This window comes from Kitasatospora sp. NPDC059812 (assembly GCF_042732075.1).
Taxonomy (GTDB): domain Bacteria; phylum Actinomycetota; class Actinomycetes; order Streptomycetales; family Streptomycetaceae; genus Kitasatospora.
Genome location: NZ_JBHWIO010000021.1, coordinates 63,881 through 76,968 on the forward strand (window position 1 = coordinate 63,881; position 13,088 = coordinate 76,968).

Here is a 13,088-nt window from a genome sequence, read left to right on the forward strand (position 1 = left end):
GGCCGCGTGGGCGGCCGGGGCGCGCGGGGGCGTCAGCTCTCGGTGGAGCGGCGGCGGGAGGCGACGACGAGCGCCGCACCCGCGGCCAGGGCTGCGGCGGCGCCGCCGGCCTCCCAGCCGAGGCCCTCGGTGCCGGTGGCGGCGAGCTGGCCGGGGCGGGTGGTGACCGTGGTGGTGCCGGTGGTGGCCGTGGCCGTCCCGGCGGTGGTGCCCGCCGTGGTCGTGCCCGCGGTCGTGCCCGTCGCGGTCGTGTCCGTCGTGGTGGTCAGGGCGGCGGGCCGGACGGCCGACTGGGCGCCGGTGGCGGTCTGCGGCTGCTCGGCGGGCCGGGCCGGCTGCGGGGCCGGCTTGTTCGCGGCCTCGTCCTCGGCGCGGGCCGTGAACTGGCCCTCCTTCAGGAAGTTCAGGATGTCCTGGTAGCTGCCCCGCAGCGCCTTGTCGGCCGCCTTGCTCAGTGCCGGTCCGGCGCCGTCGGAGATCCGGACGACCTTCAGCCGGTTGTCGGTCTGGCGCCGCTCGTCGAGTTCGACGTCCAGGAAGTGCCGCACGTCGGCGGCGGTGCCCGCGAGGGCCTTCTCCCCCGCCGCGCGCACGCCCGGGCCGGTCTCCTTGTCGTCGAGGATGCCCTGCACCTTGGCGCGGTCCTCGTCCTCGGCGCGGGCGATGAACTGGCCCTCCTTCAGGAAGTCCAGGACTTCCTGGTTGCTGCCGGATATCGCCTTCCGGGCGGCCGCCTTCACCGCCGGCCCGGCGCCGTCGAAGATCCGGGCGACCATCACCCGGTTGTCGGTCTGACGCCGCTCGTCGAGTTCGACGTCCAGGAAGTACCGCACGTCGGCGGCCGTGCCCGCGAGGGCCTTCTCCCCCGCCGCGCGCACAGCCGGGCCGGTCTCCTTGTCGTCGAGGATGCCCTGCACCTTGGCGCGGTCCTCGTCCTCGGCGCGGGCCGTGAACTGGCCCTCCTTCAGGAAGTCCAGGATGTCCTGGTAACTGCCCCGCAGCGCCTTGTCGGCCGCCTTCTTCAGTACCGGCCCGGCACCGTTGGTGATCCAGACGACCTTCAGCCGGTTGTCGGGCTGGCGCCGCTCGTCGAGTTCGACGTCCAGGAAGTGCCGCACGTCGGCGGCCGTGCCCGCGAGGGCCTTCTCCCCCGCCGCACGCACGGCCGGGCCGGTCTCCTTGTCAGCCAGGATGCGCCGCACCTCGGCGCGGTCGTGCTCCTCCTGGCCCGTCCCCTGGTCCTCGGCGCCCTTGGACGCGGTGTCAGGGCCCGAGACGCCGGCCGGCTGGGGGTTGTCGGCGGCGGAGGCCATCGACGGGAAGAGGACGGCGGGGGCCAGGACGGCGGCCGCGACGACGGCGGACACCCGGGGCAGCTTCATTCAGCACCTTGCGTTGTGCGGAGAGATTGTGAACGACCGTCAGCATAGATCTTCTTTTACGGTTGCCATACCAAATATTTGCCGCCGCCCGCACCGCACCCCCACAGCACCCCCACAGCACCCGCAACACCCGCAACACCCGCAACACCCACGGCCCCAGACCCTAGGGTGGGGCGGATGAGCTTCCACGTGGTTGTCGGATACGGGCCCGCCGGGGCCGCCACCGCCCGCCTGCTGGCCGGGCAGGGGCACACCGTACGGGTCGTCACCAGGTCGGGGAGCCCCGCGCGGGGCGGGGCTCCGGTGCCCGGCATCGAGCACGTGGCGCTGGACGCGGGCGATCGCGCGCGACTGACGGAGGCCGCACGCGGCGCAGCGGCGATCTACGGCTGCGCGGCGCCGCCGCTGCCGCAGTGGGCGGCGCGGTGGCCGGCGCTGGCCTCCTCGCTGTGCGCGGCGGCCGAGGCCACCGGGGCGGTGCTGGTCATGCTCGGCAACCTCTACGGCTACGGTCCGGTGCGCGGTCCGATGACCGAGGACCTGCCGCTGGCCGCGGCCGGCCCCAAGGGGCGGGTGCGGGCGGCGGCGTGGGAGCAGGCGCGGGCGCTGCACGGGGCCGGGCGGATCCGGGCGGTCGAGGTGCGGGCCTCGGACTTCTTCGGCCCCGGGGTGACGGACGGCGGGCACCTGGCCTCGCGGGTGATGCCGGGCCTGTTGAAGGGCCGGAGCATCGCGGTGCTCGGCGACCCGGACGCGCCGCACAGCTGGACGTACCTGCCGGACGTGGCGCGGGCGTTGGCCGAGGTCGCGGGCGAGGAGCGGGCCTGGGGGCGGGCCTGGCACGTGCCGACGGCCCCCGCGCTGCCGGTGCGCGCGATGGTGGAACGGCTGGCCGCGCAGGCGGGCGTCGGACCGGTCGCGGTGCGCCGGCTCCCGCAGGCGCTGCTGGGCGCGGCGGGGCTGTTCTCCCCGCTGCTGCGTGAACTGCGGGAGGTCCGTTACCAGTTCGACCGCCCGTTCGTGGTGGACGCCTGCGCCTACGAGGCCGCGTTCGCGGTGCGCGCGACCGCGCTGGAGGAGCAGGTGGAGGCGACGGTGCGGTGGTGGCGCGAGCGGGCGCAGGGGCGTTGAGCCCCCGGGCCGGTCAGTGCTTGAGGGCGTCGGCGCCGCGGTAGCCGACGGGCACGCCCCGGGCGAAGACCACGTCGGCGGTCATGTGGCGGGTGCGCAGCGGGAGGATCGCCTGGTAGGCGGGCGAGTCGTACCAGGCGCGCAGGCGTTGGTGGTCGGGGAACTCGATGAGGATGAGGTCCTGTCCCCAGGTGCCTTCGACGGTCTCGATCCGGTCGCCGTGGATGAGGAAGCGGCCGTCGAAGGGGTCCAGGGTGGCGTCGATGCGCTGGAGGTACTCGACGATGTCGGGGCCGAACTCGACCGAGTGGACCTGGGCCATCGCGTAGGCGGTCATCGCTGTGCTCCTGGGGGTTGATCCGGTGTCCGTGGTCTCCGACGGTACGGGCGGGGGCGGAGGGGGCGAATCCGTCGCGGATCGGTAGGGGGTACGTAGCCCGGGCCGCCCCTGGCCGTCCCCCTGACCAGGCGGGGTGTCGGACGACCCCCCAGAAAGCTGGGATACCGGCGGTTGATCGGACGCTGACACGCTGGCGGCGGCGGACGGACCGGGTGGCCCGGGGGGCCCTCCGGACCGGCCGCCGCCCCTCGTCGTCCCCCTCCCTGGAGAGCTCTGTGCGTTCGCTAGTCCGGCGTATCGTCCTCGGCATCGCGCTCGCCCTGACCGGCCTGGTGCTGGTCCCGGGCGGCTCGGCCTCTGCCGACACCCCCTCGACGGTCCTGTTCAACCAGAAGTCCGAGCGCTGTCCCGACGGCGTACTGACGGGCACGCACCTGCGTCCCTGCGCGCCGTCCGACGGCCCGGGCCAGTGGGTGTTCAAGCCCGTCCCGGGCCTGCCGAGCGTCTACACCCTCAACAACACCAACGACCAGCGCTACTGCCTGACCGCCGACTACACCCCCTCCAGCGCCGGGTGCGTCGCCAACGCCACCTCGCAGATGTGGCGGGTCACGCCGTGGACCGCGGCCGACAGCACGTCGAGGTACGACCTGTTCGGGGTGCGGCTGCAGAACATCTCCAACTCCCAGTGCCTGGACAACACCGAGCACAGGATCGGCGGCGGCGGCTGGCGGCCCTACATGTTCGACTGCAACGACGGCGGGTACCAGGAGTGGGACATCTACCGCAGCACCTACGTGGCCCTGTTCGGCGGCGTCGCCACCCACAACGGCATGACCTGGGCCACCCTTGAGCAGCGCGCCGACAACGTCGTGCACGTCGGCAACGACAACAGCAGCAACGCGTACAGCGGCGACACCCCCGCCACCGCGCAGCTGCCCGTGCTGTGCCTCAAGCAGGACGGCCGCCCCGCCCCCGCCGGCGTCCCCACCAGCGGCTACCACAGCTGGGCCGGCGGCGAGGTGAAGGCCACCATCCCCACCTCCGGCAGCCAGCTCTCCAGCCGGGCCGCCGCCGACCAGCTCTGCGCCGGCTACTTCGGCACCGGCTTCCGGATGGCCGAGTTCCACGACGCCTCGGGCTGGGGCCTGTGGGCCAACGGCACCCTGCCCGCCGGCACCCGCTTCTGGACCGCCATCACCGACCAGCCGGCCAACCCCTGGAGCTGACCGCACCCTGAATGAGGGAGGGCGGGCGCCGATCCTGGCGCCCGCCCCTTCTCATTGCCGAAGTGCCGAAGTGCCGAACGCGTCACCGCCTGGGCCGATGTGGGCACCGACCACCCCAACCCGGCGGCGGTCCTCAGGTCGCGCGCTGTCCGTGGAGGAGGACGGGCAGCGCGCAGCCCGCCAACGCCTCGGTGGCACGGGCGGCTTGGGAGGGCGCCATGACGTCGTGGAGTTGGCGGACGGGGACGAAGCGGGCACCGAACAGGCCGCTGCGGTGCCGGGGCGGGACGGTGAGGTGGGCACTGTCGGCAATGGTGCCGCCGTCGAAGACCAGGTTGAGGCGCTCCAGGTAGCGGTCGGCGGGGGTGAAGTCGACCGCGAGGACGTCGGCGAGGCGCAGGTCGAGCCCGGTCTCCGCGTGCAGGTTGCGGGCGGCGGCGAGGTGCGGGGGCTCGTTCGGCTTCGCGGCGCCACCGGGCAGGATCAGCCCGTCCATGTAGTCCGGGTCGACGAGGAGAACGTCGCCGCGCGGGTTGCGCACGAGGACGAGGCAGCCGAGCCGGCACACCGGCGGCTTGGCGAGCAGACGGGGGTCTTGCATCGGGCGGTTCACCTTCTGAGGGCGGCGAGGAGTACGAGGGAGAAGCCCGCCCACCACAGCAGGCGGACGAGAAGCTCAGCCGTCATGCGTCAGGCGCTCGTAGCGCAGCCCCTTGCGGAGCAGGTCGACGACCCGCAGGAGCGCGGACGGACGGGCGCAGCCCAGGCCGATGAGGTAGCAGCCGGTCCTGCGGCCGTGCTCCCAATCCACCCCGACGGAAGGCAACTTCACCCCGCCCAGGGCGAGGACGGCCGTCAGGTCGTCCAGGACGTCGGCGGCCTGCCGCCGCTGCTCGGCGGTCACGCGGGAGAGCATCGAGGACACGCTCACTCCCCCGGCCGCTTGTGGACCTCGAAGACGCGCCAGGCGCTCCAGGCCTCGGAGAAGGAGCCGAACCCGCCGAGCTCACCGTCCGGTTGGCGCAGCCAATCCCGGGTGAGCTCGTTCCGGACCCGGTAGAGGCGGGCCTCGGTGTCCCAGCGCACGCCGTAGCCGTGGAGGCGGGGAACCTGGTCATGGGCCATGAGAAAACCCTCCGCGATCGATGTTTCACGTTCTGTGCACATGGTGGCCCCGCGCCACCTAGCATCGGAAGCGAAGATGGACTTGTCTTCCAGGGCATCCACGTTGGAGCACCCATGGTGAACATCAGGGAAATCGATCCAGAGTCAAGCCGCTGGGCCCCCTTCGGAGTACTGCTTCGCAGGTCACGAGTGGCGGCCGGCCTCACCCAGGGCCAGCTTGCGAGGCGCATCGGGTGCCACCCGTCCACGATCTCGGTCGCTGAAACTGCCACGAAGCAGGTGTCGAGACGATTCGCCGAGAAGGCGGACGAAGTCCTCGGGACCCACGGCTCCCTGACGCTGATGTGGCTTCAGGCCTCCAACAGCGCCGGTCTCGCCGAGGGATTCGCCGAATTCGCCAAGCACGAGACCCAGGCCACGGAGATAAGGCTGTTCGAAATTGGCGCCATTCCTGGTTTGCTCCAGACCCGGGCCTACGCCGAGGCCGAGTTGGCCGGCGCCGTGGATCTGGGCGAGGTCACCGCCGACCAGGCCGAGGAACGTCTCAACTTCCGGATGGCCCGGCAGAAGTTCCTGGAGCGCACGCCCCCGCCCCTGGTCTTCGTCGCCCTCGACGAGAGTGCTCTTCGATGGCGGCTCGGTGGTCCCGCCGTCATGGTGGAACAGCTCCAGCGGCTCGAAGACCTGGCCGAAGGACTGCCGAACGTCCTGATGCAGGTCGTCCCCTTCACCATGGGGGTCCACCGATCGTTCCGCTCAGCCGTCACGCTGCTGACCGTCGGGGACAACACCCAGTTCGGGTACACCGAGACACTGCACCGGGGTTTCCTCGAACGCGATCGGGCCACTGTCGTGACGTGGCGCAGGAGATACGATCGTCTTCAGGTAGACGCGCCGCCCAGGGCCGAGTCCCTGGCCATGATCAGAAGCATCCGGAAGGAACTGGCACCATGAGCTTCCGCCCCGACCTGTCCTCTGCCCACTGGGTCAAGTCCTCCCACAGCACTGACGGGGGGCAATGCGTCGAGATCGCGCCCGGCTTCCCGAGCGTCATGCCCGTGCGCGACTCCAAGGACCCTCACGGCCCGGCCCTCGTCTTCCCCGCCGACGCCTGGCAGTCCTTCGTCACCGCCGTCCGCACCGGCGAGTTCGGCGCCAACTGACGCTGCTCGATGGTGCCGCCGACCCGGCTCGGGGCGGCGGCACCTGACACTCTCGCTCTGGATCCGGCAGTCCTTCGCCTGCATGGGAAGAAGGAGCACGGAGCGGTGAACTCATCGAGGCTGCAGTGGGTGTTGCCGCTCGCCGGCCGCTGTCCCCGCTCACCGAAGGTAGACCGATTCTCACTGAAGGCTGATCGGATCTGCTGTTGTCGTGAGCAGGACTCGAGCGAGAAATCGCAGGCGCCGCCAAGGGGCGTCTCGTACCCTCGTCCTCACCGGTTCGCCGAATAGCCACTGAGGATTGTGTGAAGCACTTCGATCTCCACGCCAGGATTCCGTTGCTCGTGAAGACCATGGCCGCTGCCGACCACAGCCCGGACGCTCAGCTGACACAGACACGCCACCGCGCTTCACTCGTGGAGAGCTGGGACATCGAGCCCGGATCCACCGTCCTCGAACTGGGTTGCGGGCAGGGCGATATGACCGCCGTCCTCGCGGAGGCTGTCGGACCCCAGGGACGCGTGGTGGCCGTCGATGTCGCCGATCCGACCTACGGGGCGCCGGTCACGCTCGGGGAATCGGCGGCCCGGATCGCGGCGAGCCCGGTCGGGCCGCGCATCGACTTCCGCTTCAGCACGGATGTCCGCGACCCGTCGGTCGACTTCCCCTCCGACACCTTCGACCACGTCGTGCTCACCCACTGCTCCTGGTACTTCGCCTCGCTCGGGCAGCTGCGCGACACGCTGGCCCGGGTGCGGCCCTGGACACGGCGGCTGTGGTTCACCGAGTGGGACCTGACGCCCTCCTGCGGCGACCAGCTGGCGCACCTGCTCGCAGTATTGATCCAGGGCCAGATCGAGGCTGCAGGCTCACACGGCGAGGGCAACATCCGCACGTCCTTCTCCCGCGAGGCGCTGCTGCGGCTCCTGCCCGAGGCGGGCTGGACAGCGGACGGCGACGGGCCGGTCGACACCGACGCACTCCAGGACGCGGACTGGGAGATCGCCGCCTGTCTCGACCTGATCACCGGAGGAGAACGGTTGGCCGCGCTGTCCGAACCGGTACGGCAACTCGTCCTCAGCCAGAGCGACGTCCTGCGGGCCGTCGCCGCACCGCACGGCAACCGCCCGCTCGCGGGGTACTGGGTCACCGCACGCTGAAGTGCCACCCCGGCCAAACCTTCCGACCTCAGTCGGATCCCGCAGCCCTTGCACTTCCGCAACCCGGCCGGCCCGGCCCGGCGCCCTCGAACACCGAACCAGGTTAGAGCTTCAGGCTACCCAAGGTGTACTGATGGCATCGCGTATCAGGTTGTCGTGAGTTGGCCATGCTGGCAGTGGAGTTAAGAGGACATCTCATTTGGGGGGCCTTAAATCGAGTGCGAGAGTTCCGGTCCGGGTGATACAAGGTCTGCGTGACTGAGCAATTCTCCTTCCCCACCCTGCTGCAGATGATCGACGAGCGGTCCGCCGCGTTCCGCGCCGCCGTCGCCACTGCCCCCAGCCTCGACGCCGACGTCCCGTCCTGCCCGGGCTGGACGCTGTACGACCTGGCGAACCACCTCAGTGAGGGGGACCGCTTCTGGGCCTACATCGTGCTGAACACCGCGCCGGGCGACGAGCGGCCGAGCAAGGACGGGCTGGCGGCGCCCAGGGAGCGAGAGGCCCTCATAGCCTGGCTGGCCGACTCGACGGAGCAGCTGCTTGCCGCTCTGCGCGAGGCCGGCCCGGACCGGGTCTGCTGGGCCTGGTGGGAGCCGCTGGCCTCGCTGCACACGGGGGCCGCCGTGGCCCGCCGCCGCGTCCACGAGTCGCTGATCCACACCTACGACGCCCAGCTGGCCTCCGGTACGCCGCAGGAGCTGCCGACGACCGAGGCGGTCGACGCCATCGAGGAGTTCCTCGCCACCGTCTGCACCGTCACCGTCCCGTGGCCGCACGAGCCCGCCACCATGGACTACCACGCAGCCGAGGCCGGCTCCTGGCGCCAGACGGTGGACGCCGCCGGTTCCCGCTTCACCCGCCTCACCGCGGCGGAGGCCGCCGAGAGCAAGCCCACCGCCGCCATCTACGGCACGGCGAGCGAGACGGCCCTGCTCATGTACATGCGCATCCCGAACGGCTCGCTGCGGATGGAGGGCGACGCCGACCTGCTCCAGCAGCTGCAGAACGGGGGCTGACGGCTTGGGGAGCGATAAGAATCCGGGCAGGCTCGGCTGAGCAATCCGCCTGGGATCGATCAGCAGGACGTCGGGCGGGCGTCGGCGGCGAGACGAGTTCTTTGCTCGTCTTGCGGGTGGCCCGGCGGGCTGACCGGTCGGAGACCAGGCCGGCTATGGCGGCTTGGGTCTCGGCGAAATATTCGCGGCGGCCGGTGTAGCGCTGCGCCACTGCTTGTACTCGGCGTTGGCGTGTTCCACGCAGATCCGGTTGGAGGACTGCGCTCGGCGTTCGTGCCGCCAGGCGTGCTGCTCGCCGAGGGGCGCGTCCTTCTTCGGCTTGCGGGGTGGGGCGGTGACCTGGCGTGGGAACTGGTTGGCGAGGCCCCGGTAGCCCTCGTCGACATGCACCTTGACGCCGGGGCGGCGGTCGCCGCCGCGCCGCTCCCGCAGCGCAGACTCCTGCTGCGCCTCCCAGGCAGGGACGAGCTCAGCGACGAGTTCGGCAAGATGCTGCGGGGATATGCCCGATAGGGCGTGATGAGACAAGGCCGCGCGGGCCGATGACTTCACATCCACGGGCGCCGCGCCTCTCGCCGCCTACGCCTGCCGCCGCTCCCACTGCTCCTTCGTGATCTCGTACCGCACACCCCCGTGCTCGGAACCCTCGACCGCCATCATGTAGTCCGGCGTGGGGATGTTCTCCGCGAGCGTCATCCCGAGCTTCTCCATGACGTTACGCGAAGGGCGGTTCACGGTCATCGTCTCGGCCCAGACCATGCGGATGCCGAGCTCGGCGAACCCCTTCGCCAGCAGCGCCTGCGAGACTTCGGTGGCGTAGCCCCGGCCCCAGGCCGCCTGGCGCAGGCGATAGCCGAGTTCGGCCTCCTCACGCGGGCCGCTGCGCAGCGGACGCAGGCAGAACCAGCCGACGAACGCGCCGCCGTCCTTCTCGTCCGCGGCGAACAGGCCGAGGTCATGATTCCAGCGCTCGTAGCCGGCGAGGATGCTGGGGATGGCGAGGTCGCGGACCTCCTCTGGCGGGGTTGGAGCGCCGCCGTTCAGGTAGCGCATCACCGCCGGGTCGCTGTCCAGCTCGATCAGCAGGTCCGCGTCGGCGGCGGCGAAGGGGCGGAGGGTCAGGCGCTCGGACTCGAGGTAGGTGGCCACGTGAGGATCATGGCCGAGACGGGTCGGACGGTCCAGGGAGTTTTCGGGCCGCGCCTGTCACCGGGTGGCGTTCTGACCGCAGTTCCGTGAATGATCTTCAGGTAGGCCGCGAGGGCTGTGGTCAGCTCGTTCGACCACTCTTGTGCAGCGCGGCGCTCGCGCGGAAGCGGATACGGCCGCAGCGGTCTTTCACCTCCTCGGTCGCGTCGTCCGGGCAGCAGCAGTGCCGAGCCAGCCAGGCCAGATCGCCAGGATCCAGCCAGAGTGCCACGCGCCCACGGTCGGCTTCGGTCTGAGGATTGGTTGGCTTGATCTCGGTCATGGCGAGAGGCTACTCAATCCGCAGCAAGCGCCTCGAAGATCATTCACGAAAGCGCGGGCAGAGCCTCTTTCAGACGGTCCGGGGGCGGCGGCGCCTGACGGTGTCGCTCTGGATGACGAGCCGACGCTGAACCACATCTGCCCAGACGGTGGGCGAGCCTGGCGAGGCACGGCCTGCGGTGGCTCGACGTCCCCGACGGCCCCGAACTCGGCGGTGGGAACGGGTGCCGGGGTCAGCGCATCAGGCAAGGGGGGCTCTCGCAGTACCTGTATCACCAGGGTCTCCCGGACGTCCAAAACGCCTGTCACCATGGACACACGCTGCAGCTTCGCCCCCATCAGTTCAACTCAGCTGCCCCGAATGCGCGACCGTGTCGGCGCGTTCTTCCACGGCAGAAGGGACGGAGACCAATGGCGGACAATCAATTCACCGCTCACACGGAACTTTTCGATCTGAGCGGGAAGTACGCCCTTGTCACCGGCGGCACCAGGGGAATCGGGCTGATGATAGCGCGCGGCCTTCTCCAGGCGGGCGCCCGCGTCGTCATCAGCTCGCGCAAGGCGGACGCGTGCGCGGAGGCACAGCAGCTGCTGTCCGAATTCGGCGACGTTCAAGCAATTCCCGCCGACCTGTCCAGGCACGACGAGTGTCAGCGCCTCGCCGATCTTGTCGAGGCCGGCTCGGGACGCCTGGACATCCTTGTCAACAATGCGGGGGCGATGTGGCGCGAGCCGCTGGAGACGTTTCCGGACGAGGCCTGGGACGCGGTGATCGACCTCAACCTCAAGTCGCCGTTCTGGCTGGTGCAGGCGCTGCTCCCGGCACTTCGCAGGGCGGGCACCGCCGATGATCCCGCGCGGATCATCAACATCGGCAGTATCGCCGCCATCCACGTCGCCCAGTCGCCCAACTACTCGTACGCCAGCAGCAAAGCGGCTCTTCATCAACTCACCAGGGTGCTTGCCAGGGAGCTGGGCCCGCAGCACGTCACGGTGAACGCGGTGGCACCGGGAATGTTCCCGTCGCAGATGACGGCGTCCACGCTCGATGCCGTCGGCGACACGATCGCAGCGGCGGCCCCTCTGCGCCGGATCGGCCGCGCCGACGACATGGCGGGTATCGCCGTGTTTCTCGCCAGCCGGGCCGGGTCCTACCTCACGGGCACCGTCATCCCGGTGGACGGCGGCATCGCGACGACCGCATCGGGCACCCCTTAGACTGCGGGACCGGCCTACGGTGAGGGGATGGCCACGATGGATCTGCGCACCGAGATCCGGGAGTTCCTCAGCTCGCGCCGCGCCCGCATCGCACCCGCGCAGGCGGGCCTGCCCGCTTACGGCGGCAACCGTCGGGTCAAGGGTCTGCGCCGCGAGGAGGTGGCGCTGCTGGCGGGGGTATCGGTCGACTACTACGTGCGCATGGAGCGCGGCAGGCTCGCCGGTGTCTCCGATGGCGTGCTCGACGCACTGGCCTCTGCCCTGCAACTCGACGAGGCCGAGCGCGACCACCTGTTCCACCTCGCGCGCCAGTCCACGGCGCCCAGCGGCCCACGCCGGCGCAGGCCTGCCGTGACGGTGCGCTCGACGCTGCAGCAGGTGCTCGACGCGATCTCCGGTGCGCCGGCCTGGATCGGTAACGGCCGCTACGACGTGCTCGCCACGAACCGACTCGCTCGCGCGCTGTATTCGCCGGTGCTGGCCGACTCGCGACGGCCCGCGAACACGGCGCGGTTCGTCTATCTGAACCCCGAGGCGGCCAGGGATTTCTTTGTCGACTACGACCACATTGCCGGCGGAGTGGCCGCGAAGCTGCGCATGGAAGCCGGCCGCAATCCGCACGACGAGGAACTGATCACCCTGGTCGGCGAACTGTCGACGTCCAGTGAGCTGTTCCGGCAGCGGTGGGCATCTCAGGACGTGCGGCTGCACCGGTCCGGCCGCAAGCGTGTGCGCCATCCGATCGTGGGCCGGCTCGACTTGGACGTCGAGTCCCTGGGACTGCCCGCCGAACCCGGCCTGCACCTCAACGTCTACACCGCACCCGCGGGCACACCGACCGCTGACAATCTGGCGCTCCTGGCGTCGTGGGCGGCCACCCAACAAGCGCCGGCGACCGAGCTCGAAGCACACAACGGATAGCCCGACCCCTTCAGTACTGGTCCGGTGGATCCGGGCCCGGTGGCGGGAGCGGGTGCCGGGTCAGTCCCACCAGAACGACCACTGGTGGGCGGCGACGAGGCCTTCGGCGTAGGCGGTCAGGGTGCCGGTGCCCTGGAAGACGAGGTCGGGGCAGAAGGCGGTGTGCTCGGCGGCCAGCGGGAGGGCCTCGGCGAGCGTGGCGGGCGGGACGGCGACGCTCAACTCCAGGGTGTCGAAGCCGACTTGGACGACCTGGGCGCCGAAGCGGCGCTCCCAGTCGGCGAGCACGGCGGCGATCTTGGCGGTGTCGTCCTCGTGGTTGAGCGGGCCGCTCCAGCCGCAGGCGGCCAGTGCCTCGGCGCCGCTGCCCGCCTCGACCAGGCCCAGGCGCGCGTCCCGTACGGACAGCAGCACGTCGGCCAGGCCGCGGGCCTCGATGCCGGGGGCGCCGTCGGGGACGGCCGCGGCGGGGGCGGTGCCGGGCCAGGCGGGGCCGAAGGGGGCCAGGGCGGCGTGGAGTTCGGCGGCGTCCTCGGTGTCGAGCGGGCCCTCGGGCGCGTCCTCGTCGGCGCCGCCGAGCTGCTGCCACCAGCGGCGCAGCAGGGCGTCGGGGTCGTAGAGGGTGGGGTCGGAGGCGGAGGCCGGGAAGAGTTCGCCGGACAGCCAGGGGCGGTAGTCGGCGCCGTCGCCGAGGGGGACGAGCAGCAGCGGCCACAGGCCGGACTGCGGGTGGGCGCGGTGGAGTTGCTGCCACAGGCCGGCGGGGGCGGGGGCGTCGCTGATCCACAGCAGCGGCTCCGGCCCGTCCTCGCCGCCGACCAGGCGGCCGGGCGGGAGGGTGGCGGGCAGGAGACGGGACAGGTCCGAGGTCATGGGGCCACCGTAGGGGCGGTCACTGACAAGGGAGTTCGGGCAGGGGGGTCGGGCGGC

Annotated in this window: 17 protein-coding genes; 8 read left to right on the top strand and 9 right to left on the bottom strand. The window is 71.1% G+C overall.

Going from position 1 to position 13,088, the window contains the following annotated elements; all coding sequences use genetic code 11:
- Positions 1-32: 32 nt before the first annotated feature.
- A complete protein-coding gene (locus ACFV6D_RS13910; RefSeq protein WP_380559795.1) occupies positions 33-1,382 on the bottom strand; it encodes an ALF repeat-containing protein in 1,350 nt (449 codons plus the stop codon).
- Positions 1,383-1,559: 177 nt separating this feature from the next.
- Here ACFV6D_RS13910 and ACFV6D_RS13915 point away from each other — a divergent pair, with 177 nt between their 5' ends.
- Complete coding sequence (locus ACFV6D_RS13915; protein ID WP_380559796.1) at positions 1,560-2,513, top strand: NAD-dependent epimerase/dehydratase family protein; 954 nt, start codon at positions 1,560-1,562, stop codon at positions 2,511-2,513.
- A 13-nt stretch (positions 2,514-2,526) separates the two neighbouring features.
- Here the strand turns inward: ACFV6D_RS13915 and ACFV6D_RS13920 are convergent, their stop codons facing one another.
- Positions 2,527-2,850 carry a DUF1330 domain-containing protein gene (locus ACFV6D_RS13920; protein WP_380375549.1) on the bottom strand — a complete coding sequence of 108 codons (324 nt, stop codon included), beginning with the start codon at positions 2,848-2,850 and terminating at the stop codon, positions 2,527-2,529.
- Between the two features lie 278 nt (positions 2,851-3,128).
- Here ACFV6D_RS13920 and ACFV6D_RS13925 point away from each other — a divergent pair, with 278 nt between their 5' ends.
- On the top strand, positions 3,129-4,082 hold the full coding sequence (locus ACFV6D_RS13925) for a hypothetical protein (RefSeq protein WP_380559798.1): 954 nt from the start codon (positions 3,129-3,131) through the stop codon (positions 4,080-4,082).
- Between the two features lie 133 nt (positions 4,083-4,215).
- Here the strand turns inward: ACFV6D_RS13925 and ACFV6D_RS13930 are convergent, their stop codons facing one another.
- From ACFV6D_RS13930 to ACFV6D_RS13940, 3 genes are all read right to left on the bottom strand, one after another.
- Complete coding sequence (locus ACFV6D_RS13930; RefSeq protein WP_380559800.1) at positions 4,216-4,683, bottom strand: NUDIX domain-containing protein; 468 nt, start codon at positions 4,681-4,683, stop codon at positions 4,216-4,218.
- Positions 4,684-4,758: 75 nt separating this feature from the next.
- Complete coding sequence (locus ACFV6D_RS13935) at positions 4,759-4,998, bottom strand: hypothetical protein (protein ID WP_380559802.1); 240 nt, start codon at positions 4,996-4,998, stop codon at positions 4,759-4,761.
- Positions 4,999-5,009: 11 nt separating this feature from the next.
- Positions 5,010-5,207 carry a hypothetical protein gene (locus ACFV6D_RS13940; protein ID WP_380425193.1) on the bottom strand — a complete coding sequence of 66 codons (198 nt, stop codon included), beginning with the start codon at positions 5,205-5,207 and terminating at the stop codon, positions 5,010-5,012.
- 114 nt (positions 5,208-5,321) lie between these two features.
- Between ACFV6D_RS13940 and ACFV6D_RS13945 the strand changes: the two genes are divergently transcribed.
- The 4 genes from ACFV6D_RS13945 to ACFV6D_RS13960 all read left to right on the top strand — a co-directional run bounded on the left by ACFV6D_RS13945 (position 5,322) and on the right by ACFV6D_RS13960 (position 8,549).
- Positions 5,322-6,161 (top strand): helix-turn-helix transcriptional regulator, encoded by an 840-nt coding sequence (locus ACFV6D_RS13945; protein WP_380425190.1) that lies wholly within the window; start codon positions 5,322-5,324, stop codon positions 6,159-6,161.
- A complete protein-coding gene (locus ACFV6D_RS13950; protein WP_380425187.1) occupies positions 6,158-6,370 on the top strand; it encodes a DUF397 domain-containing protein in 213 nt (70 codons plus the stop codon). Before ACFV6D_RS13945 ends, ACFV6D_RS13950 begins: the two co-directional genes overlap by 4 nt.
- A 353-nt stretch (positions 6,371-6,723) precedes the next feature.
- Entirely contained in the window at positions 6,724-7,530 is an 807-nt protein-coding gene (locus ACFV6D_RS13955; protein ID WP_380559843.1) for a class I SAM-dependent methyltransferase, read from the top strand.
- 254 nt (positions 7,531-7,784) lie between these two features.
- Positions 7,785-8,549: a maleylpyruvate isomerase family mycothiol-dependent enzyme gene (locus ACFV6D_RS13960; RefSeq protein WP_380559804.1), complete on the top strand. Its 765-nt coding sequence runs from the start codon at positions 7,785-7,787 to the stop codon at positions 8,547-8,549.
- A gap of 153 nt (positions 8,550-8,702) precedes the next feature.
- Here ACFV6D_RS13960 and ACFV6D_RS13965 read toward each other — a convergent pair whose 3' ends face one another.
- The 3 genes from ACFV6D_RS13965 to ACFV6D_RS13975 form a co-directional block, all read right to left on the bottom strand.
- Entirely contained in the window at positions 8,703-9,077 is a 375-nt protein-coding gene (locus ACFV6D_RS13965) for a hypothetical protein (protein WP_380559806.1), read from the bottom strand.
- A gap of 51 nt (positions 9,078-9,128) precedes the next feature.
- Positions 9,129-9,698 (bottom strand): GNAT family N-acetyltransferase, encoded by a 570-nt coding sequence (locus tag ACFV6D_RS13970; RefSeq protein ID WP_380425183.1) that lies wholly within the window; start codon positions 9,696-9,698, stop codon positions 9,129-9,131.
- A gap of 121 nt (positions 9,699-9,819) precedes the next feature.
- Positions 9,820-10,020, bottom strand: a complete 201-nt coding sequence (locus ACFV6D_RS13975; RefSeq protein ID WP_363376036.1) for a hypothetical protein — start codon at positions 10,018-10,020, stop codon at positions 9,820-9,822.
- 410 nt (positions 10,021-10,430) lie between these two features.
- Between ACFV6D_RS13975 and ACFV6D_RS13980 the strand changes: the two genes are divergently transcribed.
- Both ACFV6D_RS13980 and ACFV6D_RS13985 read left to right on the top strand, forming a co-directional pair.
- Entirely contained in the window at positions 10,431-11,237 is an 807-nt protein-coding gene (locus ACFV6D_RS13980) for an SDR family oxidoreductase (RefSeq protein ID WP_380559807.1), read from the top strand.
- Positions 11,238-11,264: 27 nt separating this feature from the next.
- Positions 11,265-12,158 carry a helix-turn-helix transcriptional regulator gene (locus tag ACFV6D_RS13985; RefSeq protein ID WP_380559809.1) on the top strand — a complete coding sequence of 298 codons (894 nt, stop codon included), beginning with the start codon at positions 11,265-11,267 and terminating at the stop codon, positions 12,156-12,158.
- Positions 12,159-12,218: 60 nt separating this feature from the next.
- Here ACFV6D_RS13985 and ACFV6D_RS13990 read toward each other — a convergent pair whose 3' ends face one another.
- The gene (locus ACFV6D_RS13990) at positions 12,219-13,031 is read right to left on the bottom strand and encodes a DUF4253 domain-containing protein (protein ID WP_380559811.1); all 813 of its coding nucleotides are present in this window, start codon (positions 13,029-13,031) and stop codon (positions 12,219-12,221) included.
- Positions 13,032-13,088 lie beyond the last annotated feature (57 nt).